The 21,396-nt window shown below is 62.9% G+C and carries 23 protein-coding genes, 1 tRNA gene and 1 pseudogene; 10 read left to right on the top strand and 15 right to left on the bottom strand.

Annotated features, from left to right (window positions below; translation table 11 throughout):
- Positions 1-405 (bottom strand): annotated as a pseudogene (locus ACI3KW_RS13400) (hypothetical protein); the annotation flags it as partial.
- Positions 406-513: 108 nt separating this feature from the next.
- Complete coding sequence (locus ACI3KW_RS13395; RefSeq protein ID WP_404848478.1) at positions 514-1,257, bottom strand: glycosyltransferase family 2 protein; 744 nt, start codon at positions 1,255-1,257, stop codon at positions 514-516.
- Positions 1,258-1,442: 185 nt separating this feature from the next.
- Between ACI3KW_RS13395 and ACI3KW_RS13390 the strand changes: the two genes are divergently transcribed.
- Positions 1,443-2,288, top strand: a complete 846-nt coding sequence (locus ACI3KW_RS13390) for a FecR domain-containing protein (protein WP_404848477.1) — start codon at positions 1,443-1,445, stop codon at positions 2,286-2,288.
- A gap of 6 nt (positions 2,289-2,294) precedes the next feature.
- Here ACI3KW_RS13390 and ACI3KW_RS13385 read toward each other — a convergent pair whose 3' ends face one another.
- Positions 2,295-2,795, bottom strand: a complete 501-nt coding sequence (locus ACI3KW_RS13385; RefSeq protein WP_404848476.1) for a DUF1993 family protein — start codon at positions 2,793-2,795, stop codon at positions 2,295-2,297.
- A 100-nt stretch (positions 2,796-2,895) separates the two neighbouring features.
- On the opposite strand from ACI3KW_RS13385, the gene ACI3KW_RS13380 reads away from it, so the two are divergent.
- Positions 2,896-3,696: an ion channel gene (locus ACI3KW_RS13380; protein WP_404848475.1), complete on the top strand. Its 801-nt coding sequence runs from the start codon at positions 2,896-2,898 to the stop codon at positions 3,694-3,696.
- Here the strand turns inward: ACI3KW_RS13380 and ACI3KW_RS13375 are convergent.
- From ACI3KW_RS13375 to ACI3KW_RS13360, 4 genes are read right to left on the bottom strand one after another with little or no spacing between them, the layout of a single operon-like run.
- Positions 3,693-6,389 carry an ATP-binding protein gene (locus tag ACI3KW_RS13375; protein ID WP_404848474.1) on the bottom strand — a complete coding sequence of 899 codons (2,697 nt, stop codon included), beginning with the start codon at positions 6,387-6,389 and terminating at the stop codon, positions 3,693-3,695. The genes ACI3KW_RS13380 and ACI3KW_RS13375 overlap by 4 nt on opposite strands.
- The gene (locus tag ACI3KW_RS13370; RefSeq protein WP_162740112.1) at positions 6,389-6,616 is read right to left on the bottom strand and encodes a hypothetical protein; all 228 of its coding nucleotides are present in this window, start codon (positions 6,614-6,616) and stop codon (positions 6,389-6,391) included. The genes ACI3KW_RS13375 and ACI3KW_RS13370 overlap by 1 nt, the downstream gene beginning before the upstream one ends.
- Entirely contained in the window at positions 6,600-6,983 is a 384-nt protein-coding gene (locus ACI3KW_RS13365; protein WP_113120702.1) for a response regulator transcription factor, read from the bottom strand. The genes ACI3KW_RS13370 and ACI3KW_RS13365 overlap by 17 nt, the downstream gene beginning before the upstream one ends.
- Positions 6,984-7,038: 55 nt before the next feature.
- Positions 7,039-8,658 carry a helix-turn-helix domain-containing protein gene (locus ACI3KW_RS13360; RefSeq protein ID WP_404848473.1) on the bottom strand — a complete coding sequence of 540 codons (1,620 nt, stop codon included), beginning with the start codon at positions 8,656-8,658 and terminating at the stop codon, positions 7,039-7,041.
- A gap of 191 nt (positions 8,659-8,849) precedes the next feature.
- Between ACI3KW_RS13360 and ACI3KW_RS13355 the strand changes: the two genes are divergently transcribed.
- From ACI3KW_RS13355 to ACI3KW_RS13335, 5 genes are all read left to right on the top strand, one after another.
- The gene (locus tag ACI3KW_RS13355) at positions 8,850-10,205 is read left to right on the top strand and encodes a substrate-binding protein (RefSeq protein ID WP_113120704.1); all 1,356 of its coding nucleotides are present in this window, start codon (positions 8,850-8,852) and stop codon (positions 10,203-10,205) included.
- A 68-nt stretch (positions 10,206-10,273) separates the two neighbouring features.
- Positions 10,274-11,305 carry a branched-chain amino acid ABC transporter permease gene (locus ACI3KW_RS13350; RefSeq protein ID WP_404848472.1) on the top strand — a complete coding sequence of 344 codons (1,032 nt, stop codon included), beginning with the start codon at positions 10,274-10,276 and terminating at the stop codon, positions 11,303-11,305.
- 1 nt (position 11,306) lies between these two features.
- On the top strand, positions 11,307-12,446 hold the full coding sequence (locus ACI3KW_RS13345; RefSeq protein ID WP_404848471.1) for a branched-chain amino acid ABC transporter permease: 1,140 nt from the start codon (positions 11,307-11,309) through the stop codon (positions 12,444-12,446).
- 11 nt (positions 12,447-12,457) lie between these two features.
- Positions 12,458-13,222, top strand: a complete 765-nt coding sequence (locus tag ACI3KW_RS13340) for an ABC transporter ATP-binding protein (protein ID WP_404848470.1) — start codon at positions 12,458-12,460, stop codon at positions 13,220-13,222.
- A 14-nt stretch (positions 13,223-13,236) separates the two neighbouring features.
- A complete protein-coding gene (locus ACI3KW_RS13335; RefSeq protein ID WP_404848484.1) occupies positions 13,237-13,992 on the top strand; it encodes an ABC transporter ATP-binding protein in 756 nt (251 codons plus the stop codon).
- A gap of 84 nt (positions 13,993-14,076) precedes the next feature.
- On the opposite strand, the gene ACI3KW_RS13330 is transcribed toward ACI3KW_RS13335, so the two are convergent.
- The 8 genes from ACI3KW_RS13330 to ACI3KW_RS13295 form a co-directional block, all read right to left on the bottom strand.
- Entirely contained in the window at positions 14,077-14,838 is a 762-nt protein-coding gene (locus ACI3KW_RS13330; protein ID WP_262168129.1) for a LamB/YcsF family protein, read from the bottom strand.
- Positions 14,835-15,740 carry a biotin-dependent carboxyltransferase family protein gene (locus ACI3KW_RS13325; protein WP_404848469.1) on the bottom strand — a complete coding sequence of 302 codons (906 nt, stop codon included), beginning with the start codon at positions 15,738-15,740 and terminating at the stop codon, positions 14,835-14,837. The genes ACI3KW_RS13330 and ACI3KW_RS13325 overlap by 4 nt, the downstream gene beginning before the upstream one ends.
- Positions 15,737-16,417: an allophanate hydrolase subunit 1 gene (locus tag ACI3KW_RS13320; protein WP_404848468.1), complete on the bottom strand. Its 681-nt coding sequence runs from the start codon at positions 16,415-16,417 to the stop codon at positions 15,737-15,739. The genes ACI3KW_RS13325 and ACI3KW_RS13320 overlap by 4 nt, the downstream gene beginning before the upstream one ends.
- 168 nt (positions 16,418-16,585) lie before the next feature.
- Positions 16,586-16,762, bottom strand: coding sequence for a hypothetical protein (locus tag ACI3KW_RS13315; RefSeq protein ID WP_160172770.1), 177 nt, complete (start codon positions 16,760-16,762; stop codon positions 16,586-16,588).
- Between the two features lie 119 nt (positions 16,763-16,881).
- Complete coding sequence (locus ACI3KW_RS13310; protein ID WP_262168136.1) at positions 16,882-17,088, bottom strand: hypothetical protein; 207 nt, start codon at positions 17,086-17,088, stop codon at positions 16,882-16,884.
- Between the two features lie 53 nt (positions 17,089-17,141).
- Positions 17,142-17,231 (bottom strand) — tRNA-Ser (locus ACI3KW_RS13305).
- 38 nt (positions 17,232-17,269) lie between these two features.
- Positions 17,270-18,241, bottom strand: coding sequence for a quinone oxidoreductase family protein (locus tag ACI3KW_RS13300; RefSeq protein WP_404848467.1), 972 nt, complete (start codon positions 18,239-18,241; stop codon positions 17,270-17,272).
- Complete coding sequence (locus ACI3KW_RS13295) at positions 18,238-19,128, bottom strand: TerC family protein (protein WP_404848466.1); 891 nt, start codon at positions 19,126-19,128, stop codon at positions 18,238-18,240. Before ACI3KW_RS13295 ends, ACI3KW_RS13300 begins: the two co-directional genes overlap by 4 nt.
- Before the next feature lie 173 nt (positions 19,129-19,301).
- On the opposite strand from ACI3KW_RS13295, the gene ACI3KW_RS13290 reads away from it, so the two are divergent.
- The 3 genes from ACI3KW_RS13290 to ACI3KW_RS13280 are packed head-to-tail and all read left to right on the top strand — an operon-like array spanning position 19,302 to position 21,378.
- The gene (locus ACI3KW_RS13290; RefSeq protein WP_404848465.1) at positions 19,302-19,754 is read left to right on the top strand and encodes a YeeE/YedE family protein; all 453 of its coding nucleotides are present in this window, start codon (positions 19,302-19,304) and stop codon (positions 19,752-19,754) included.
- Positions 19,754-20,218: a DUF6691 family protein gene (locus ACI3KW_RS13285; protein WP_404848464.1), complete on the top strand. Its 465-nt coding sequence runs from the start codon at positions 19,754-19,756 to the stop codon at positions 20,216-20,218. Before ACI3KW_RS13290 ends, ACI3KW_RS13285 begins: the two co-directional genes overlap by 1 nt.
- Entirely contained in the window at positions 20,215-21,378 is a 1,164-nt protein-coding gene (locus tag ACI3KW_RS13280; RefSeq protein ID WP_404848463.1) for an FAD-dependent monooxygenase, read from the top strand. The genes ACI3KW_RS13285 and ACI3KW_RS13280 overlap by 4 nt, the downstream gene beginning before the upstream one ends.
- Positions 21,379-21,396 lie beyond the last annotated feature (18 nt).

Raw genomic sequence — 21,396 nt, 5'->3', positions numbered from 1 at the left:
GGTTGGGGCCGCCGCAACTGGCGCGATCGGCACCGATACGGCCGGCAATATGGTCGGCGGCTGGGTTGTGGGCACGGCTATGGCTGGCAGTGGGATGCTGACCTGAACTGGTAGCGGCGCAGCGGGGATGGTGCCGGGTTGAACGGGCGCGGGCGGCGGCTGGACCGCGAGGCGTTGCTGGCTGCCGCTGCCCTGGACTTCCAATTGCAGGACCATTCCGGGCTTGGTGGGCACTGGCAGCACCAGATTGAGCATCTGATCGCCGATTTGCACCTGGGTGCCGCCATTGGGCGCGGGGCCGATGACTTTGGCCGCGATGACCTGCCCCGGCTGCAAGGCCAGCGCCTCAAGCGCGCTGCTGCGCGCAGCGGCAACCAGCGTTGGAAATTGCGAGGAAATCGGCATGGAGCGCCCGCGCCTCCGCCGCCCCATGCGGCTTGCTGAGTAAGCCTAGCAGAGGAAATCCTAAGGCCGCGGTAAAATGGGTGCGGGCGTTAGCGCGAGGTGAAGGGACTAATGCGGGCGGATATCGGTGTAGCTCTTGGTCGCCGGCTTGCCGCGGAAGGTGACCCAGAAGAAGTTGAGCGTATAGGTGCCCGCGGTGCGGAATACGCCCTCCTGCTCGAGGCGACGGCCCGAAGTCTTCATCTTGAGGGCAAAAGTCCATTTGACGCCGCCGACCTTGGACAGGCGCACCGCCACGTCGGTGTCTTCGCCGAAGAATTCGATGGAGCGATCATAGCCGCCGACCTGCTCCCAGGCGGCACGCTTGAACACGAAATTGCCGCCCTGCACCACCGAGCCCACCCGCAGGATGAAGCGGTTGAACACGTAGATCAGGTAGGTGAGGCCATAGAACATGGTCACCAGGAACCGATTGAAGCGGCTCATGTCGTAATAGACATAGGGGCCGCTGAGGCAGACCAGCTTGGGGTCCTTGGCGAATTCGGCGATGACCGTATCGAGCCAGCCTTCGGGCACCACGGTATCGCTGTCGATATTGGCAATCAGGTCAAAACCCTCGGTGGCGGCAAAGCCGGCGTCGCGGGCATTGACCAGGCCCTTTTGCGGTTCGTCGACCACACGGACGCTGGGAAAACTGCGGGCGATTTCGCCGGTGCGGTCGGTGGAGGCGTTGTTGACGACCACGATATCGGCGTCGGCGCCGGAGCGCGCGACCTCATCAACCACGGATTGCAGGCATTTGCCGATCAGCGCTTCCTCGTTATACGCCGGGATGACAAATGCCAGTTTCATGGATGCCTCGTGGTGTCGCGGAATCTGCCAATAGCGTTTGCAGCGCGTTACGGCAATGTTTTCCGGTTGCTTGCACGGCAGTTGCGGCACTGGCGGATTTTCGGGCCAAGAATTTCCTGCTATCGATAGAGGGTGTGCGGCGCCGATTGACTTGCCTGTTCCAGGGTAATGCGAAAGATCGTGCAATGATCATCACTCGAATACTGCGTATCGTCATCGGCTTGGCCTTTGCGCTGATTTTGGTTCCAGCGGCCAATGCGGCGGGTGAGGGTACGGCCGTGGGCGTCAAGCCGGACGCAGTGGCGCGCATCAGTTCAAGCGACCGGATTCTGGAAGTCGGCAGCGACGTTTCGGTGGGCGAATTGATCGTTACCGGCGGTTCGGGCCAGGTGCAGATCGTTTTTGCCGATGGCACCAGGCTGGTCGTTGGACCGGACAGTTCGCTGCTGATCGAGACTTATCTACTATCGGGGCCGAATACCGCCAGGAAGCTGGCGATCAATGCCCTGGGCGGCAGCTTTCGTTTTATTTCGGGCAATAGTCCAAAATCGGCCTATTCGATCGAAACCCCCACTGCGGCCATCGCGGTTCGCGGCACCGCTTTCGATCTGATCGTTACCCGCCAGCAGACCCTTGTCATGCTCTATGAGGGCGCGTTGCAGCTCTGCCGCAATGCCGGGCAATGTGCTCAATTGGCTGAGCGCTGCGCTGTGGGCTATGCAAATTCCAGCGGCGCGGCGGGTCTATCCATGCAGGACGCAAGGCGCCCGCAGGTGATCGCCGGGTTCGGCTATTCGCGGCTGCAGCGGCAATTGCTGCCCGACTTCCGCATCAGCGGCGCCGGCCGGTGCCAGGATGTTGGAACTGCCGAGTCGATCAACAGCCTGGGCGATTCGCCCGATATGTCCGATGACGACGGTGACGCGCCGAGCACACCGACGGCGCCCAACACGCCGAGCACCCCATCCAATCCGAACACGCCCAGCACCCCAACGGCGCCAGGCGGTCCGAATTCGCCTACTACTCCCTAGCGGCGATCAGCCGAGATAGTCGCTTTTGCCGACCGGTACGCCATTGTGCCGGAGGATGGCGTAGGCGGTGGTGACGTGGAAAAAGAAGTTGGGCAGCGCGCGCTGCACGACATAATCCTCGCCGGACAGAGTGACATCGCCGGCACGGAGCTTGAGGGTGACGGGGCGGGAGTCGGAGCCTTCAAGGTCTTCCGGCTTGACCGTTGCCAGCAGGTCGAGCGTCTTGCGCAGGCGAGCACGCAGCTCGTCGAACGTGGCTTCGTCATCGGCCCAGGACGGAACGGGCTGGCCGGAGAGGCGCGATACGCAGCCCTTGGCATGGTCGGTGGCGATCTGCAGCTGGCTGCGGAAGGGCAGCATATCGGGGGCCAGGCGGGAGGCGACGAGCACGCCGGTGTCGAAATTGCGCTCGGCCGCATAGGCGTCGGCCTTGTCCATGATTGCCAGCAGATTGGTCAACATGCGCGTGAAGAACGGCACTGTCATGCCGTACATCGAGATGGTCATCGAACTTATCCTGATTGTCTGTTCCCGAACGGGAAGACTCTTGTGCGCCAGCTGGTTTGGCGTGACAAGTAGCGACTCCTTGTCCTGGTTTTGAGGAAGCATGAGCAAGACGACCGACGAGGCTCCGCAGAGCCGCTTTGCCCGGCTGCGGTCCACCCTGCGCCTGCTCTATCATGGTCAATCGCCCACCGCGCAACGCTTCCAGGCCGCGGCGCTGATTGTCGATCTGGCCATCATCGTCTTCTTCATTCTCACCCCGCTGCTGCGCGAGAATGCTTCGTTCCTGTGGATCGATTATTCGATCGCCGCGCTGCTGGCGGCAGACCTAATCGCCCGCGCGCTAGCCTCCACCGATGTGCTGCGCTGGATGCGGCAATTTCCGGTGATCATCGACATCTTCATCCTGCTGACGCTGCTGGCGCCGACCTGGCTGGTCAATCTGGGCTTTTTGCGCATCATGCGGCTGTGGACGCTGACGCGGTCCAGTTCATTTTGGCGACCGCTGCGCAAGCGCGGGCTGGAGAGCTATCAGCCCACCGTACAGGCGGTGATCAACCTGCTGGTTTTCCTCTTCGTGGTGACCGGCTTTGTCTACACCGCCTTCGCCAACGAGGATTCCGGCATAGCGGGCTATGTCGATGCGCTCTATTTCACCGTAGCGACAGTCACTACCACGGGGTTTGGCGATATCGTCCTGCCCGGCACCTGGGGCAAGCTGGCCTCGATTGTCATCATGATCATCGGCATCTCGCTGTTTGTGCGGCTGGCTCAGTCGATCTTTCGGCCATACAAGGTGCACTTCCCCTGCCCGCAATGCGGGCTGCAAAAGCACGATCCCGACGCCGTGCATTGCAAGGCTTGCGGGCATGTCCTCAACATTCCCGATCACGGTCACGACTAACGCAGCACGGCCAGCCGCACCCGGAAACAGGCGCCGGGGAGCGGGCCGGCAATCAGGTCCAGCGAGCCATTCATGCGCGTCACGATCTGCCGGCTGATGGCGAGGCCCAAACCGGCCCCGCTCTGGTCGGCCGAGCCGTGCTGGCCGCGCGAGAACTTTTCAAAGATCAGGCTGCGCTCGGCCTTGCCGATGCCGGGGCCGTTGTCGGCAATTTCCGCCACATAGAAACCGGCGCGGACGAACGAGTTGACGCGCAGCAACGGCTGTTCCGCGTCGTTATATTTCACGGCGTTGGAAATGATGTTGATGAACACCTGGCAGAGCCGATCACTGTCGCCATCCACCATGGTCGCCCGCGCCCGGCTGCCGAACGCCACGCGCATGCCGCGCTGACGCAGCAGCGCGTCGCAAACCGACAGGGCCCGCTCCAACGCCCCCTCCGCGTCAGTTGGCACGTTTTCCCAGGTCCGTTCGCCGCGTTCGAGCGCGTTGAGGTCGAGGATTTCATCCAGCAGCCGCGTCAGGCGCAGGCTTTCCTGATGGATGGTGGACACAAACCGACGCCGCTGCTGCTCGTCCAATTCGCCCGGATCGAGCAGGATTTCCGAGAACGAACGGATCGAGGTCATCGGCGTGCGCACTTCGTGGCTCACTTGGCTGAGGAAATCGTCCTTCTGGCCATCGAGCACCCGAAGCTGGGCATTGGCGTCTTCGAGTTGCTGCGCCGTCGAGCGCAGTTCGGCCGAGGTTTTCTCCAATTGCTGGGAATATTCGATAACCTGCTGGGTCTCATCGGCCATCTGCATGACCTCTTCCAGCGACACTTCGACGCCGGAAACCACCTTGGACAGCATGACATGAGCCGACGCCGCGCCAATCGAGCCGGCGAGTTCGCGTTCCAACCGCCCGATAAATTCGGGCGATGGGTCCAGCATAGCGGGCTCCACCCCACTCTCCCGCGCTGCCGTTTCAAACAAAGCCGCAGCGCGGCGTTCGCCCAGCACGCGCTCGGCAACGAAATAGAGGTCGTTGGCCGTCGCGGCGCCGCGCATAAAGTTGCGCGGCGCAAGATTGCCGCGGCGGAACACGTCGACAAAGACATTGGCCTGGATGCGTTCCAGCGTTGACTGGCTGGTCAGCAGCGATCCAACGATCAGGATGAAGGTGTTGAGCGACAGGCTCCAGAAGGCGGCATGGGTGAGCGGGTCGAAACCGTCCAGGCCGAACAGGGCTTCGGGCCGCAGCCAGGAAATACCCCAGGGGCCGTCGCGTAACAATTCGGCTACCTGTGGCGAGACGGATTCGAACGACGGCAGGAAGCTGCTCCAGACCCAGATGACGAAGCCCGCAGCAATCGCGGCGGTGGCGGCCTTGAGCGAAGCATCGCGCCAGAATAGAGCTGCGAGGACGGCGGGGAAGAATTGCGCGATGGCGGTGAAGGAGATCAGCCCGATTGGCGCCAGCGCGTCGGAGTCGCGGGTGAAGAAGAAATAGAAAAAGCCCAGCGACAGGATCAGCACGATGGAGAACCGCCGCGCTACCAGCAGCAGGTGGCTGACCCCCTGCCCGTCCCGGCCGCTGGGGGTGAGGCGCAGGACGATGGGCATGACGATGTGGTTGGACACCATGATGGAAAGCGCGATGGATTCCAGGATGATCATCGACGTGGCTGACGAGAAGCCGCCGATAAAGGCGAACAGGGCCAGCCCGCTCTGGCCGGCGGCCATGGGCAGGGTGAGCGCGAACATGTCGGGATTGGCGCCCGCCGGCATCGTCGTCAGCCCATAGAGCGCGATGGGCAGGATGAAGATGCTCATCAGCATCATGTAAGCCGGGAACGCCCAGCCGGCGACGCGGAGATGATTTTCGTCGGAGTTCTCGACCACCGTCACCTGGAACTGGCGCGGCAGGCAGACGATGGCCGCGATGGAGAGGCCCAGCGTGGTCAGCCAGCGGTCGTCGAAGGTGTTTTCGGCGTCGAGCGTGAAGCCCTGCTCGGCGGCATTGCGGAAGATGGCTTCAAAGCCGCCGCCGATGAAAACCACAAATATGCCGACGGCGAGGAGCGCGGCGAGCTTCACCACGGCCTCGAAGGCGATGGCAGCGACGACGCCGTGATGCTGTTCCTTGGCGTCGACATGTCGCGTGCCGAACAGGATGGTGAACAGCGCCATGGCGGCGGCGACGCCGAGCGCCAGGCCCACATCGTCAATGCCGGCAAGGCTCCCCTGCCCGAATTCGGAGGCGCCCGCGACCGCCTGGATGGAGGAGGTCACGGCCTTGAGTTGCAGGGCAATATAGGGCGCGATGCCGATCACGGCGATGCAGGTGACCAGCACGGCAAGGCGGCTCGATTTGCCGAAGCGGGAGGACAGCAGATCGGCAACCGAGGTGATGCGCTGGAGATGGCTGATGCGCACGAGGCGCCGCAGCACGAAATACCAGCCGACGAATACTATGGTGGGGCCGAGATAAATGGTGAGGAATTCGAGCCCGCTGCGGGCAGCATTGCCGACCGCGCCATAGAAGGTCCAACTGGTGCAATAGACCGAGATCGAAAGCGTATAGACGGCGGGTGAATGGAGGAACGACTTCTTCCGCTCGCGGGCGCGGCGGTCGCCGAAATAGGCCAGCACAAAGAGCAGGCCTACATAGGCAACGGCCGTGGCGATGACAAAATCGGCCGAGAGCATTAGTCGCGCTCCCCGGGATCGGCGCTGTCGCGCGGCATCCAATGGGTCAGCAGCGCCGTGGCGGCGATGATCAGCGCCCACCAGGCGAAGAGATAAATGACGACCTGCGGCACGCCGAAATGGCTGATGGGCTGGCTGAAAATATAGACCAAAGGCGGCACGATCAGCAGCGTGCCGAACACGGTCAGCACCAGCATGGCGGCTTCGAGCTTACGCCGCTCGGCCATGATCACCCAGCAGGCGCCGCACGGCCCCGACCACGTCGGCATTGGCATAAGGCTTGGTGACGAATTCGTTGGCCCCCAGTTCCTCAGCAATGCGCTTATCCTGCTGTTGGCCCTTGGCCGTCAGGATCAAGACCGGCAGCAGGCGCGTATCGGCGCTGGCGCGAATGGTCTTGAGCACGTCAAAGCCGCTGCGCTTGGGCAGCATCACGTCGAGCACCAGCACGCGCGGTTGCAGCCGGCGCACGCCTTCGAGCACCGCTTCGCCGTCGGTGACAGAGCTGATCGTCCAGCCAGCACGCCGCAGGATGAAATCGAGCGATTCAAGAATGCTCGGCTCATCCTCAGCAATGAGTATGTCGATTGCCAAATTTCCCCCTCATATCCACGGTCTCCCCTCCGCAGATCGCGACACTAAAGCGCAATCAGGTGGAATCGCCAAGCTGAAAACCCGGGGGCAGCAGTGGAGCGCGGATTTCCCCATTCGCTCCCGTTGGTGAAAGCGCTTCCTCCTGCCGGCTCGGACATTCACGCCGCGTGCAGAGCCGGCAGCTGGGGCCGACGGGAACATCAGAGGATGTGTCGGAAAGATCGAGGCCCGAGCCATAGATGGTGCGATCGGCATGCAGCACGTCGCAGGCCAGCATGATCGAGGCGGTGGGCGCCTGTTCGCGGAACGAGGCCGTGCGGCGCTGCACGGTTCGGGCAATGAACAGATAGCGGGAGCCGTCGGAGAAGCGGACCACTTGCCGAACCGGCGTTTCGGGCGTGCGGAAAGCGCCATAGATGGCCCAGAGCGGGCAGGCATGGCCGCTATTGGGCAGCAGCAGGCCCGGCAAGGGAAAGTGCTTGGTAAGCCGCCCGGCGGGGTCCGAGCGCAGGAAGCCGAAGGGTACGCCCTCCTCGCCCGGCCGCCGCAGGGTCACCAGCCGCTGGGCGACCTGCTCGTAGCTAGCGTGGTAGATCTGGCAGAGGTGATCGATGTCATAGGCCGCCGCCTCGGCGTGCTGGCGGAACCGGCTATAGGGCAGGATCATCGCCCCGGCGAGGTACGAGCCCAAGGCGCGGGAAGCGAGGCGTTGCGCCACGGGGGATGAGAGCCGGGCGTTTTTGAGTTGTTGGGCAATCGCGTCTGGCGCAGTGAGTTCGCCAAAGAGGCGGGCCAGCTGGAATTGGCGGGTGGCGAGTTTGGTCGAGCCTTGCAGCCACATGATGCGCTGCTGGCCGTCGAAGCGGTATTGGCCTGGAAAGCCTTCTGGGGCAGTGCCGCCGATGTTGACGGCGATGCCGAAGCGTTCTTCCAGCAATTGGATCAGCGTAGCCATGCCGAAGGGACCGGCCTGTTCGATCTCGTTCCGTAGGGCGTCGGCGGCGATTTCGAGTTCGGGGAAGTGATTGTTCTGCTCGATGAGCAGATCGTCGATCTCGCGGGCTGGCGAAATATCGCTTCTGTCGCGGCGGGCGATGTCGAATTGGCCGATCAGATTGCGGGCCACGTCGGTCAGCGCCAGGGTTTCGCGGCCGATGGCGGCGAGGAATTGCTGGCGCTCGGCCTCGCCCAGATCGGGCACGTCGACCAGGATTTCGGCGCTGGAGCGGATGGCGGTTACGCCCGAGAGGATCTGGTGCAGGAATTGCGATAATAGCGGGTCCGAGCGCAGACGGTCGGCATAGGCATCGGCGCTGAGTTGCGCGCCGGTATAGGCCCGGTGCATACGCGCCAGGGCAGCCCCGCTCGCCGGGTATTGGGCGACCAGTTCGCGGCGCTCGTCGGGGCGGAAGGGCAGCGACTCAAGCATGGGGTCGGCAAAGGCTTCTTCGAGGTCCTGCAGCAGCTTCTGCTCGGCGCGGCCGGCCAGCTCGTCGATATCGATATGCAGATGCTGGGCAACGCGGTTGAGCAGAGCCCCGCCGATGTCGCGTTTGTTGTTCTCGATCAGGTTGAGATAGCTCGGCGAAATGCCGATCAACCTCGCCAGCGCCGCCTGCGAAATCTTCAACGATTTCCGGCGACTGCTGATGCGAAAGCCAATTGGCGCGCGCATGAGAATAGCCCTCCCAGCCGGCGCTCTGTCAATGCATTGACTATTATTGCGCCAGACGAGTGCAATAATTTACAGAATATTGCTGCGATTACAATGCTGTATTGCCAGCGTTTGCTGGGACGGCAAATACTCCCAACGCGGTGAGTGATTGGCTATGCATCAATTACCCCGCGCCAATGAGGAGGAAATCGATGACAGTTTTCAAGCGCGGCCCCAGCCGTCGCCGTGTGCTGCAAACCGGCCTGGCCGGTATTCTCGCGACCGGCGTGGCGCCGCTAGTTTTCAGCCGTGGCGCCTGGGCGCAGGAGTTCTGCAACAACCCCACCGGCGACACAGTTACATTCGGGCTCAACCTGCCGCTGACCGGCGCCTATGCCGAAGAAGGCGCCGATGAGCAAAAGGCCTATCAGCTGGCCATCCAGCACCTCAATGGCGAGGGCGATGGCGGGCTGATCAGCGTGCTCACGCCCACCGCCCTCAAGGGCAATGGCGTGTTGGGCAAGAAGGTCGCCTTCGTGACCTCGGACAGCCAGACCAAGGCCGACGTGGCCCGGGCCGGCGCCACCCGCATGATCGAGCGCGACGGCGCGGTGATGATCACCGGCGGCTCGTCCTCTGCCGAGGCCATTGCCGTGCAGGGCCTGTGCCAGGAAATGGGCGTCATCTTCATGGCGGGCCTCACCCATTCCAACGATACGACCGGCAAGGACAAGAAACGCTACGGCTTCCGCCACTTCTTTAACGCCTATCAGTCCGGCATCGGGCTGGCCCCGGCCATTGTCAACGAATATGGCGCCGATCGCCGCGCCTATCACCTGACCGCCGACTATACTTGGGGCTGGACCCAGGAAGAATCCATGAAGGCGGCCACCGAGAAGCTGGGCTGGCAGACGGTGCAAGCCGTACGCACGCCCTTGGGCGCGGCGGATTTCTCGCAATATCTGACGCCGATCCTCAATTCGGGCGCCGACGTCTTGATCCTCAACCATTACGGCACGGACATGGTCAATTCGCTGACCCAGGCGGTGCAGTTCGGCATGCGCGACCGGCAGGCCAATGGCAAGGATTTCCAGATCGTCACGCCGCTTATCTCCGAGTTGATGGCCAAGGGCGCGGGCGACAACGTCAAGGGCATTTTCGGCACCTCGAACTGGCACTGGAACCTGCAGGATCCGGGCACCGTGGCCTTCACCAAGTCGTTCGGCGCGGCCTATGGCGCCCCGCCCTCGCAGGCGGCACACACGGCCTATGTGCAGGCCTTGCTCTATGCGGACGCCGTCGAGCGCGCCGGCACATTCTATCCGCCGGAGGTGATCAAGGCCCTCGAAGGCTTCGAGTTCGACGGCATGGGCAATGGCCCCACGCTGTATCGCGCCGAAGATCACCAGTGCATCAAGAATGTGCTGGTGGTGCGCGGCAATGAGAACCCGACCAGCCAGTTCGACGTGCTCAACATCTTCAAGGAAATCCCGCGCGAGGAAGTGGCCTATGACCCCGCCATGTTCGGCGGCGATCTCGGCCCGGCCGAGCCGGCAGCCATGTGTTGATCATGCCGGCCCGCCCCTTTGAAAGGGCGGGCCGCACCTAAGCTCGGCCCTATCGCCTGGAGCGGACCATGTTTGAAGTCATCTTTCTACAATTCCTCAACGGGCTCGACAAGGGCGGCGCCTATGCATTGATCGCGCTGGGGCTGACCCTGGTGTTCGGCACGTTGGGCGTCGTCAATTTCGCGCATGGCGCGCTGTTCATGCTGGGCGCGTTCTGCGCCGTCATGGTGCGGCAATTCCTGACGCTGGAGACGGTTACCGTCGATCCGGAACAGCTATCGCCCTGGGGTTCGCCGCTCGAAATCCGCGAGCCGCTGGTGCAAGCCTGGTTCGGCGATTTCGGCGCGGTGCTGGTGAATTATTCGGTCCCCGTCTCGCTCATCGTCACCATTCCGATCATGTTGCTAGTGGGCATTGCGCTTGAGCGCGGCATCATCAAACACTTTTATAAACGCCCGCACGCCGAACAGATTCTTGTGACTTTTGGCCTCGCCATCGTGGCGCAGGAGCTCATCAAGTCGGTCTTCGGGCCCAATCCCATTCCCCAGCCCATGCCGGCTGACCTGCGTGGCGCGGCCGATATCGGCGTCTGGCTGGGCATGCAGGCTGGCGTCATCACCTACCCTATCTGGCGTCTGGTCTACTTCCTCTTTGCCACCGTGATCATCGGCGGCGTATTCGCCTTCCTGCAGTTCACCACATTCGGCATGGTGGTCCGCGCCGGCATGGCCGATCGCGAGACGGTGGGGCTGCTCGGCATCAATATCGACCGCCGCTTCACCATCATGTTCGGCCTGGCCGCCGTGGTCGCGGGCATGGCCGGCGTCATGTACACCCCCCTGCTCCCGCCCAATTATCACATCGGCATGGACTTCCTCGTCCTTAGCTTCGTGGTGGTCGTGGTGGGCGGCATGGGCTCGCTGCCCGGCGCGGTGGCGGCGGGGTTCCTGCTGGGCATTCTGCAATCCTTCGCCTCGCTGACGCAGGTCAAGGACCTCATTCCCGGCATCGACCAGATCATCATCTATCTCGTCGCCGTCATCATTCTACTGGTTCGTCCGCGCGGCCTGCTCGGCCGGCGCGGCGTGATGGAGGCGTGATATGCTGGTGATATCCCGCAAGGACCTGCTGCTGTTCCTCGGCTTCGCAATCGTCGTGCTCGCCATGCCGATCTGGCTGCAACCATTCGGCGCGGCCTATCCAGACCTGCTGAACCGGTTCACCATCTTCGCCATCTTCGCGGTGGGCTTCAATATCCTGTTTGGCCTCACCGGCTATCTCAGTTTCGGCCATGCCGCGTTTTTCGGTATCGGCTCCTATGCGGCGGTCTGGTCGTTCAAACTACTCAGCATGGACGCCGTCCCAGCGATGATCTTTGCAATCGTCATCTCGGGCCTGTTCGCCCTTGCCATCGGCTTTGTGAGCCTGCGGCGCTCAGGGATCTATTTCTCCATCCTGACGCTGGCCTTTGCGCAGATGAGCTACAATCTGGCTTATTCGGTGCTGACGCCGATCACCAATGGCGAGACGGGGCTGCAACTCACGCTGGCCGATCCGCGTTATCTCGATCGCGCTTTCTCGGCGGCGCCTGCGGGCCTGCCCTCGCCCACTTTGTTCGGGGCCCCGCTCACGGGTTATGCCGGGTTCTACTTCTGCGCCGGCTTCCTGATCATCGCCTTTTTCATCGCCCAGCGCATTACGGGCTCGCCCTTCGGCATGATGCTAAAGGGCATCAAGTCCAACCAGACGCGCATGAACTATACCGGCTTCAACACCAAGCCCTATACGCTCGCCGCCTTCGTGATTTCGGGCATGTATGCGGGCTTGGCCGGCGCCCTGCTCGCCATTACCGACCCGCTGGCCGGCGCCGAGCGCATGCAATGGACCGCCTCGGGCGAAGTCGTGCTGATGACCATCCTGGGCGGCGCGGGCACACTTGTCGGCCCGGTGATCGGCGCCTGGCTGATCAAATATTTCGAGAACATCTTCTCGGCCATCAATGACGGCATTCTCACCCGCTTCTTCGCCTTCCTGCCCGAGGGAGCCGATCATGTGGCTGTTACTATCGCCAGCAAGTTCGTGGGCGAAGGCTGGTTCCTGACGCTGGGCCTAGTCTTCGTGCTCATCGTGGTCTTCCTGCCCGGCGGAATCATGGAGGGCGTGCGGCGCATCGCGGCGCTGTTCAACCGCTCTCTCAAAAAACCACGGCATACGCCCGCCCAAGTGCAGCCTGCAGAATAGGATCAGATACGATGACCAATCCCAATGTCGTTCTGCACGTTGCCGATGTTCACAAGCGCTTCGGGGGCCTGCACGCCCTGGCCGATATCGATTTGCAGGTCGAGGAGGGCCAGACCCACGCCATTATCGGTCCCAATGGCGCGGGTAAATCCACCCTGCTCAATGTCATCATCGGCAAGCTGGCGCCGACCAGCGGCACCGTGGTGTTCGATGGCGCGATCCTCACCGGCCGCAAGCCCTATGAGATCAACCAGCTCGGCATCGCCCGGGTGTTCCAGACGCCGGAGATCTTTTCCGATCTCAGCGTGTTGCACAATGTGATGATCCCCGCGCTCGCCAAGCGCGATGGCGCCTTCAGGCTCAACATGTTGCGCGCACTCGACAGTGAAACTGGCATCCGCGCCGAGGCGCAGGACATGCTGGAAGATGTGGGCATGACCAGCAGCCGCGATATGGCCGCGGGCAGCCTCAGCCGTGGCGACAAAAGACGGATGGAGCTGGCCATGTGCCTGATCCAGCATCCGCGCCTGTTGCTGCTCGACGAGCCCACCGCCGGCATGAGCCGCCACGACACCAATACGACCATCGAATTGCTCAAGAAGATCAAAAGCCGCGGCATGACCAAGGTGATCATTGAACACGACATGCATGTGGTGTTCTCGCTGGCCGACAAGATTTCCGTGCTGGCGCAGGGCCGCATCATTGCCGATGGTACGCCCGATCAGGTGCGGGGCAATCCAAAAGTGCAGGAAGCCTACCTCGGAGGGACCCATTGATGAGTGCAATCGCCATGGAGACCCAAATTCTCGGCAATAGCCAGGCTGCCAGTATCGAGACCACGCGGCCGTTCTTTTCGGTGCGCGACATGCACGCCTATTATGGCGAGAGTTATATCGTGCAGGGCATTTCGCTCGATGTGCGGCAGGGCGAAATTCTGGCCCTGCTGGGCCGCAACGGCGCGGGCAAGACCTCGACGCTGCGCACCATTGCCCGCACCGATGACCCGCAGATGCGGCAAGGTGAAATTTGGCTGGATGGCAAGCCCATCCACCAGATGAAGAGCTTTGAAGCGGCGCGGGCGGGCATTCAGCTGGTACCCGAGGATCGGCGCATCATTGCGGGGCTGACGGTCGAGGAGAATATCGCCCTCGCCAAGGTCGCGCCCGGCAGTGGCTGGAGCTTTGAGCAGATTTACCAGAGTTTTCCCCGGCTTGCCGAACGCCGCAAGCAGGACGGCTCGACGCTGTCTGGCGGTGAGCAGCAGATGCTGGCTATCGCGCGGGCGCTGGCGCGCGACCTCAAGCTGCTCTTGCTCGACGAGCCCTATGAGGGGCTGGCGCCGGTGATCGTGCAGGAGATTGAGCGGATTCTGCATTCGATCAAGCCGCTGGGCATTACCACGATCATTGTCGAGCAGAACGCCGTTGCGGCCCTCAAGCTGGCCGACCGGGCGGTGATCCTCGATACGGGCGAAGTCGCCTTTTCCGGCACGGCCAAGGAGGTATTGGACAATACCGAACTGCGCCACGAATACCTGGCCATCTGATTTCGGCCACGAGCTACCCTGGGTCTTTCGACCAAAGGCATTCCGCCGATTTCACCTCTCCCATAGAGAGGCCCAGGGTAAACTTTACGCGGTGGGTGGCTCGGGGGGCTCGGCCGCAATTTCGATCCCCTCGCCTTCGAGCGCATCGCGCACTTCGCGCGCCAGATCGACCGCGCCCGGCGTGTCGCCATGGAGGCATATCGAGCGGGCCGACGATTTCAGCACCGTGCCGTCGATGGCAACCAGCTCACCCTTTTGCGCCAGGCGCAGGCAGCGCTCGATCACGGCGTCCGTGTCGTGCAGCACAGCGCCTTCCTGATTGCGGGGTACCAATAGCCCTTCTGCGGTGTAGGCCCGATCGGCATAGGCTTCGCGGATCAGCGGCATGCCGACGGCTTTGGCGGCGCGCACCTGCTGGCTATTGTCGAGCGCCAGCACCGCCATTTTGGGGTTCATCGCCTGAATGGTCGAGAATATGCCGACGGCGAAGGCCAATTCCTCGGCCGTCTGGTTTGCCAGCGCGCCATGCAGCTTCACATAGGAGAGCGGCACGCCAACTTCGTCGGCGATGAACCGCACGAGGAAGAGTTGCGAGCGAATCTGGCCCAGCAATTGATCGAGCGGCATGACGATCCGGAAGCGACCGAAGCGTTTGGGATCGGCATAGCCGGGATGGGCCCCTGCCCGCACGCCGCGCCCCTTGCAGATTTTGAGGATGTGCCGAATGGTCGGTGCATCGCCCGCATGGCCGCCACAGGCTATCGACGCGCTGGAGACAATGGCCAGCAGGTCCTCGTCGGTCCCCATGCCTTCGCCCAGGTCAGCATTGAGATCGATACTGGTCATTGCGCGCCGCTCCTCAGCAATTGGTGCGCATGGTCCACGTTGATGGACTGGAAAGCAACCGGGGCACCCGGTCGCAGTTGCGCGAAGCGGTCGATATCCATGCTGGCAATGGTGGCGATGCGCGGATAGCCGCCGGTGGGCTGATGGTCGCGCATCAAGACGACGGGCGTGCCATCACCCATGATCTGGATATCGCCCGGCACGACGGCGTCGGACACCAGCGACAGGATTTTTGCCTTGGCGAAGACGCCTGCGGGGTCAGTCAGGCGGACGCCCATGCGGTCCATCTGGGGGGCGATGGCGAAAGTGGCGTTGAGGAATTTTCGGCGGAGTGGGAGATCGAACATGTCGGCGTGCAGGCCCCAGATGACGCGAATGGGGCTGTCGTGGCGTTGCGCCTCGATAGCTGAGTCTTTCAACGACGAGCCGACGACTCCCAGAGTCAGCACGTCCCCGGCCTTTAGCGCGCGGCCATCCAGGCCACCGATCATCGCTCGCGTGCTGGTCGAGAGGCTTCCCATCACGGCGGGCAGCTCAAAATTGCGGTCAAAGCGAAGATAGCCGTAATTGCCCCATTCGCCCGGGGTGATGGAGAGCCTGTCGCCAGCCTTCAGCTCGACTCGTGCCGGCCAAGCTAAAGGAACGCCATTGTGCGTGGCCCTGAAGCTGCCGCCGGCCAATCCGGCAACGCAGCGCCCCTTGCTCACCTCGATGTCGAGCCCTGCGGCCGTGAACTCGACGGCGGCATTGCTGTGAGCGCCGGCCAACGCGCCTGCATGCCGAAAAGCGCCGGCATCCATGGCACCCGAGGCGCTGATGCCGTGGCGTAGCATGCCGAAGCGCCCTGCATCCTGAATGGTGCTGAGCGGGGCGGCACGGGAAATGGTCAGAACCGGGCTCATGCCAGGGCCTCGAATACGAGTTGGTCGCCGGGGGCCAGTGTAGTGGGCGGCAGCGCCGCAACGTCGAAATTGGCGAAATCGGTGTGGCCGATGACGTGCCAACCGGTGGGGATTTCGGTTGCCGCGATAGCGGTCTGCCCGGCGGCGAAGAGGACGCTGCCCCTGGGCACTGACCGGCGCACAACGCTGCGGCGCGGCAGCACCAGGGTTTCGGGGTGAAAGCCGCAATAGACGAAGCCCGGCGCGAAACCGGTGGCGAGGACGCGTAGCGTAGTGGCGTTATGTGCTGCCACGAAGGCGTCAGCCGTCAGGCCCAAAGCCGCCGCCACCTCATCGAGATCAGGACCGGCTTCGCCACCGAAATGGGTGGGAATGATCCTCGTCGGCGGCGATGTAACCTCATCCACCGAAAGCCCGAACAATCGCAGCCGCACTTCGCCCATGAGTGTATTCAACGCGACAGTCCGCGGATCGTAGCGCAACAGCACGGACACCAGGCTGGGCACCACTTCGACCACACCGGGCACCGGATCGCGGGCAAGCGCTTGCGCACAGGCAATCGCCGTCCGGTTGGCCTGGTCGGTCAAGGAGGTTGCAAAGCGGATCAGCAGGGCCGCGTCGCCCAGAGGCAGCAGCGTGGGCGGTGGCAGCGTCTGTAAAGGGGCCGGGCCGGCCATGGCACAGCCTCCTCGGCCGCTTCATGCGTTAGCCCTAGTCCTGTCGGACCTGCCCGGATGGGTCAACCCGGTCAATTGGGGCGAAGGCTCTGCTTGCCCCCGGAAGACCGTTTGTTCACGCCAGTACCCAAGGGCACCAGCCAGATATGACCGGCCGGGCTTGCCCGGTCAGTTCGGATCCCTGCCGTCCTGTTCGACCACGGCATCAAACAATTGCCGGGCCTGCCCAGCACCAATCGCCTCGATGGCGACAGCTGCTATGGCGGCGAACAGTTCCGCGATTTCCTGGGGGTCGGTGATTTCGGCGTCGTCGTCTTCAGCATCAGCGTTGATCAGAGTAAACACAATAACGCGCCTCCAAAGTAGCCAACGGATCGATTGTGACGCGATTCCCCTTACAGATTGAATAATAGAAATTCGCCCATGCCCATCCGGCGGGCAATTGCCAGAAACGGCAGCGGGGCTTACTCTTCGCCCGCTTCGAGCTTCTCCAGATAAGATTCGATATCTTCCAGCGTTGCCGAAAACGGCAGCGGCATGTGGCCATAAATGACCTTGAAGCTCTCATCGTCCCTGATGGCGTGACCGCCCTTGCCCTGCTTGGCCGTGAGCTTTTCCGCCGTCAGAATGGTCAGGCCATAGCGTCCTGCGGTCCGCTTCAGGCGGCGCATTCGCGATGCTTCGAATTCCTTGCGGCTCACTGTTTGACCTTCTTGAGAGAATTTGGCGGGTAGGGAGGGATTCGAACCCCCGGAACGCTTGCACGTTCGCCGGTTTTCAAGACCGGAGCAATCAACCGCTCTGCCACCTACCCGTTGGAGGTCAGCGTTTAGCGGTTGATCGCAAAACTGTCTAGGGCAGTAACACAACCGAGCCGGTGGTCTGCCGCCCTTCGAGGGCACGATGGGCTTCGGCGGCGTCCTTGAGGGCAAAGGTCTGGTTGACCGCCACCTTGATCTTGCCGCTGGCAACCGCTTCGAACAAGGCGCCGGCCGCCACCACGAGCGCGGAGCGTTCGGCGACGTAATGCGCGGTGGTCGGCCGGGTCACATAGAGCGAGCCCTTCCGCGACAGCACAGTGAGATCGGGAATCGACACCACGCCCGAGGCATTGCCGAAGCTTACCATCAGGCCGCGCGGCCGCAGGCAATCGAGCGATTTGTCGAAGGTGGATTTACCCACCCCGTCATAAACGACATCGACGCCCCTGCCCCCGGTCAGTTCCTTGACCCGCTCGGCAAAGTCCTCGGTGGAATAGTTGATCACCGCGTCGCAGCCATTTTCGAGCGCCAGCGCCACTTTCTCAGCGCTGCCCGCCGTACCAATGACCCTGGCGCCAAGCGCCTTGGCCCATTGCGTGGCGATCTGCCCCACGCCACCGGCTGCGGCATGCCACAGAATGGTTTCGCCCGCGGCCAGCGGGCAGGTCTGGAACAGCAGGTAATAGGCGGTGAGGCCCTTGAGCATGATGGCTGCGGCGACCTGGTCATCCACGCCATCGGGAATAGCGACGATGCGCTCGGCATTCAGCAGCCGCTCGGTGGCATAGGCGCCGATCTGTCCCTGATAGGCGACGCGATCGCCGACGCTGAACTCGGTGACGCCCTCGCCCAGCGCCGTCACCACACCCGCGCCTTCACTGCCGGCAACGAAGGGCAGCTTTTGCGGGTAAAGACCCGACCGCTGATAGGTATCGATAAAGTTGAGCCCGATGGCGGTCTGCCTTACGGCAACCTGCCCCGGCCCGGGAGCGGCCAAAGGCCACTCCTCGTAGCTCAGGACTTCGGGGCCACCATGCTGATGGACGACGATTGCCTGGCTCATGACTTGGGTGCCTTGGGCTTGCGCGGTGCCGATTTCGGCCGCGACTGCGCCTTGGCGGTCGGCGTGGCCTTGGTGCGCGGCTTGGCGGCAGTGGCGCCGGTCTGCGCGGCAATGGCACCGGTAGCGCCGGTAAAGGGTGCGACCGGCTTGGGAGCGTGCCCGCCCTTGTTAACCCGGCGCTGCTTGGCGAAAATATTGACCGCCTCGACCAGCACCGAGAAGGCCATGGCCGAATAGATATAGCCCTTGGGGATGTGGAAGCCCAAGCCATCGGCCACCAGCGTCACGCCAATCAACAGCAGGAAGGCCAGCGCCAGCATTTTGGTGGTGGGGTGATCGGCCACGAATTTGGCGATGGGACCGGATGCCACGAACATCACAGCGACGGCGACCAGCACGGCCGCAACCATCACGACCACCTGGTCGGGCGGCACCATGCCCACGGCGGTGATGATCGAATCGATGGAGAACACCATATCGATCACGACGATCTGCAGGATAATCGCCTGCAAGGTCGCCTTGGCCTTCTCCTTAAGGTCCAGTTCGTGCGGCTCTTCAATGGCCGCATGCATTTCGTGCGTGGCCTTGTAGATCAGGAACGCGCCGCCGGCGATCAGGATCAAGTCCTTCCACGACAGGGCGAGCCCGAACAGGGTGACCACCGGGTCCTGCAATTGCACGATCACGCTGATCAGCAGCAGCAGGATGATGCGGAACACCAGCGCCAGCCCGATGCCCAGCTTGCGGGCAAATTCGGCTTGTTCGCGCGGCAGGCGCGAGACGAGCACGGAAATGAATACGATATTGTCGATGCCCAGCACGATCTCCATGACCGTCAGGGTTGCAAAGGCGATCCACACATTGGGATCGGCCAATAGCTCAAGCATTTCCGGCTCCGTTCCGAGTCTTTGATGGCACTATACTTATGCGGTGTGTCCGCACGGGGGAAGGCAGCATGGCCGGGATTTTCTCTGCGGCAGAAAGCGCATAGCGGTGTGCTGGTCTGCATGAGGGGCGCGGTGATAGTCTGGCTGTCCAAACAGCTTTGCGAGTCATAGCCATGGAATCGTTTACCCCGCTTTCGGCTGCCATTGGCGGCACGCTTATTGGCCTTGCGGCGGCCGTGCTCTGGCTCGGCAATGGCCGCATCGCCGGGATTGCCGGCATATTCGGGAACTTGCTGCCCGCATCGCATAATGCGTTGTGGCGGCTTGTGTTCCTCGTCTGCCTGATATTGGGGGCGCTTGTCGCGGCGCGGCTACTGCCCGAGCTAGGTGCTGGAGGAGTAGAGCCAGTGAGGTTGGTCGAAGCGCCGGCCGCTTGGGGTATTCCAACCCCGATCTGGCTCGCCATTGCCGGCCTGCTCACCGGCCTGGGCACCAGGATTGGCAATGGCTGCACCTCGGGCCATGGCGTGTGCGGGCTGGCGCGATTGTCCGTGCGCTCGCTGGTTGCTGTGGCGGTGTTCTTCGTTGTCGCCATCATCACCGTCACCATTACGGGAATCGTCTGATGTCCGGCTTCAAGCTGCCCTATCTCGCGACAGCCGCGCTGAGCGGCGTGCTGTTTGGCGCGGGGCTCTATGTCTCGCAGATGGTTGATCCGCTCAAGGTGCTACGCTTTCTCGATTTCACCGCCATTCCGACAGGCGGTTGGGACCCTAGCCTGGCTTTTGTGATGGTTCCGGCCGTCCTCGTCATGTTCATCGCCGTGCGCATCGGCAGACGGCGGCAGGCGCCCTTATTCGATACGCGGTTTCATGAACCTGCATCCAGGGCGATCGACACGCGGCTGGTCGGCGGCGCGGCACTGTTCGGTGTCGGCTGGGGCATGTCGGGCATTTGCCCCGGCCCCGCAATCTCGCTGCTCGCCTTCATGCCCGACAATCTCTGGATATACCTCGTGACCCTGGCGATCGGCACCTGGGCCGGTAGCCTCATTATGCCCCGCGCAACGCCTGCGGCGGTGGCGCAATGAGCAGGCGCGACGCAGATGCCATCATCGTTGGCGGCGGCCTGGTCGGCGTCGCCACCGCGATTGCCGTGGCCAAAGCCGGGCTCAAAACTATCCATCTCGCACCAGCCGGCCCACCGGACCGGCGCACATCGGCGTTGATGATGCCCAGCGTGGACTATCTGATTGCGGCGGGACTGATCGATGACCCCGCCGATATCGGCCATCCTCTGACCCGTATCCGCATTATCGACGCCACCGGCCGGCTCATTCGCGCGCCCGAGACGCTGTTCGACGCCCAGGAAGCCGGGCTCTCGGCCTTTGGCTGGAATTTCGCCAATACCCGCCTGCTGGAGCGCTTCCACGGCGTGGCAGCAAACCTCGACGGGCTCGACATTCGCGATGTGGGTGCCAGCGCCTTTGCCGCCGGTGATGTCGGCGGAACGCTGACGCTAGCCGATGGCGGTGCGCTCTCGGCGCCGCTGATCATCGGCGCGGATGGCAAGTCATCCCTCGTTCGCTCAGCGGCCGGCTTTCCAATCCACGAACACCAGTTCGAGCAGGCGGCACTGGTCTGCGATCTCGATCTTGGCCGCCCCATTGGCGGCACGTCCATCGAGTTTCACTATCCCAATGGCCCGTTCACCCTGGTTCCGGCCGGCGACAAGCGGGCCAATCTTGTCTGGATCGACGAGCGGGCGACGCTGGAAGCCGCCCGCAATAGTGGACCAGAGGCATTGGCAAAGCTCTTTGCCGAAAAATCGCAGAGACTGTTCGGTGCTATCCAATTGGTCACGCCAACCCATGTCTTCCCGCTCAGCACGCTCAGTGTCAGCAAGCCCGGCAAGCAGGGCGTGGTGCTGGTGGGCGAAGCGGCACACGCCTTCCCGCCCATCGGCGCCCAGGGCCTTAATCTGGGCCTGCGCGATGTGGCTGACTTGGCAGATGCATTGCAAGGCGCGGATCGAACCCAACCCGATTGGGCCGACACGGCCAGCGAACGCTATGCCAGCCTGCGCGCCAGCGATCTGGCTCGCACTGGCACCATGGTGGATGCGCTGTTCCGCTCGCTGCTGGCAGATATGTTGCCCGCACAGGGGCTGCGGGCTGGCGGGCTATGGGCGCTGCGCCTGCTGCCGGCTTTGCGCAAGCAGGCTTTCACCATCGGCATGGGCAATCGCTAAAAAAGCAAAGGGCGCGGT

The organism is Devosia sp. ZW T5_3 (assembly GCF_044987315.1).
Lineage (GTDB): Bacteria > Pseudomonadota > Alphaproteobacteria > Rhizobiales > Devosiaceae > Devosia.
The sequence above is the reverse complement of the archived record's forward strand: the minus strand, read 5'-3'. Positions and strand labels throughout refer to the sequence as shown.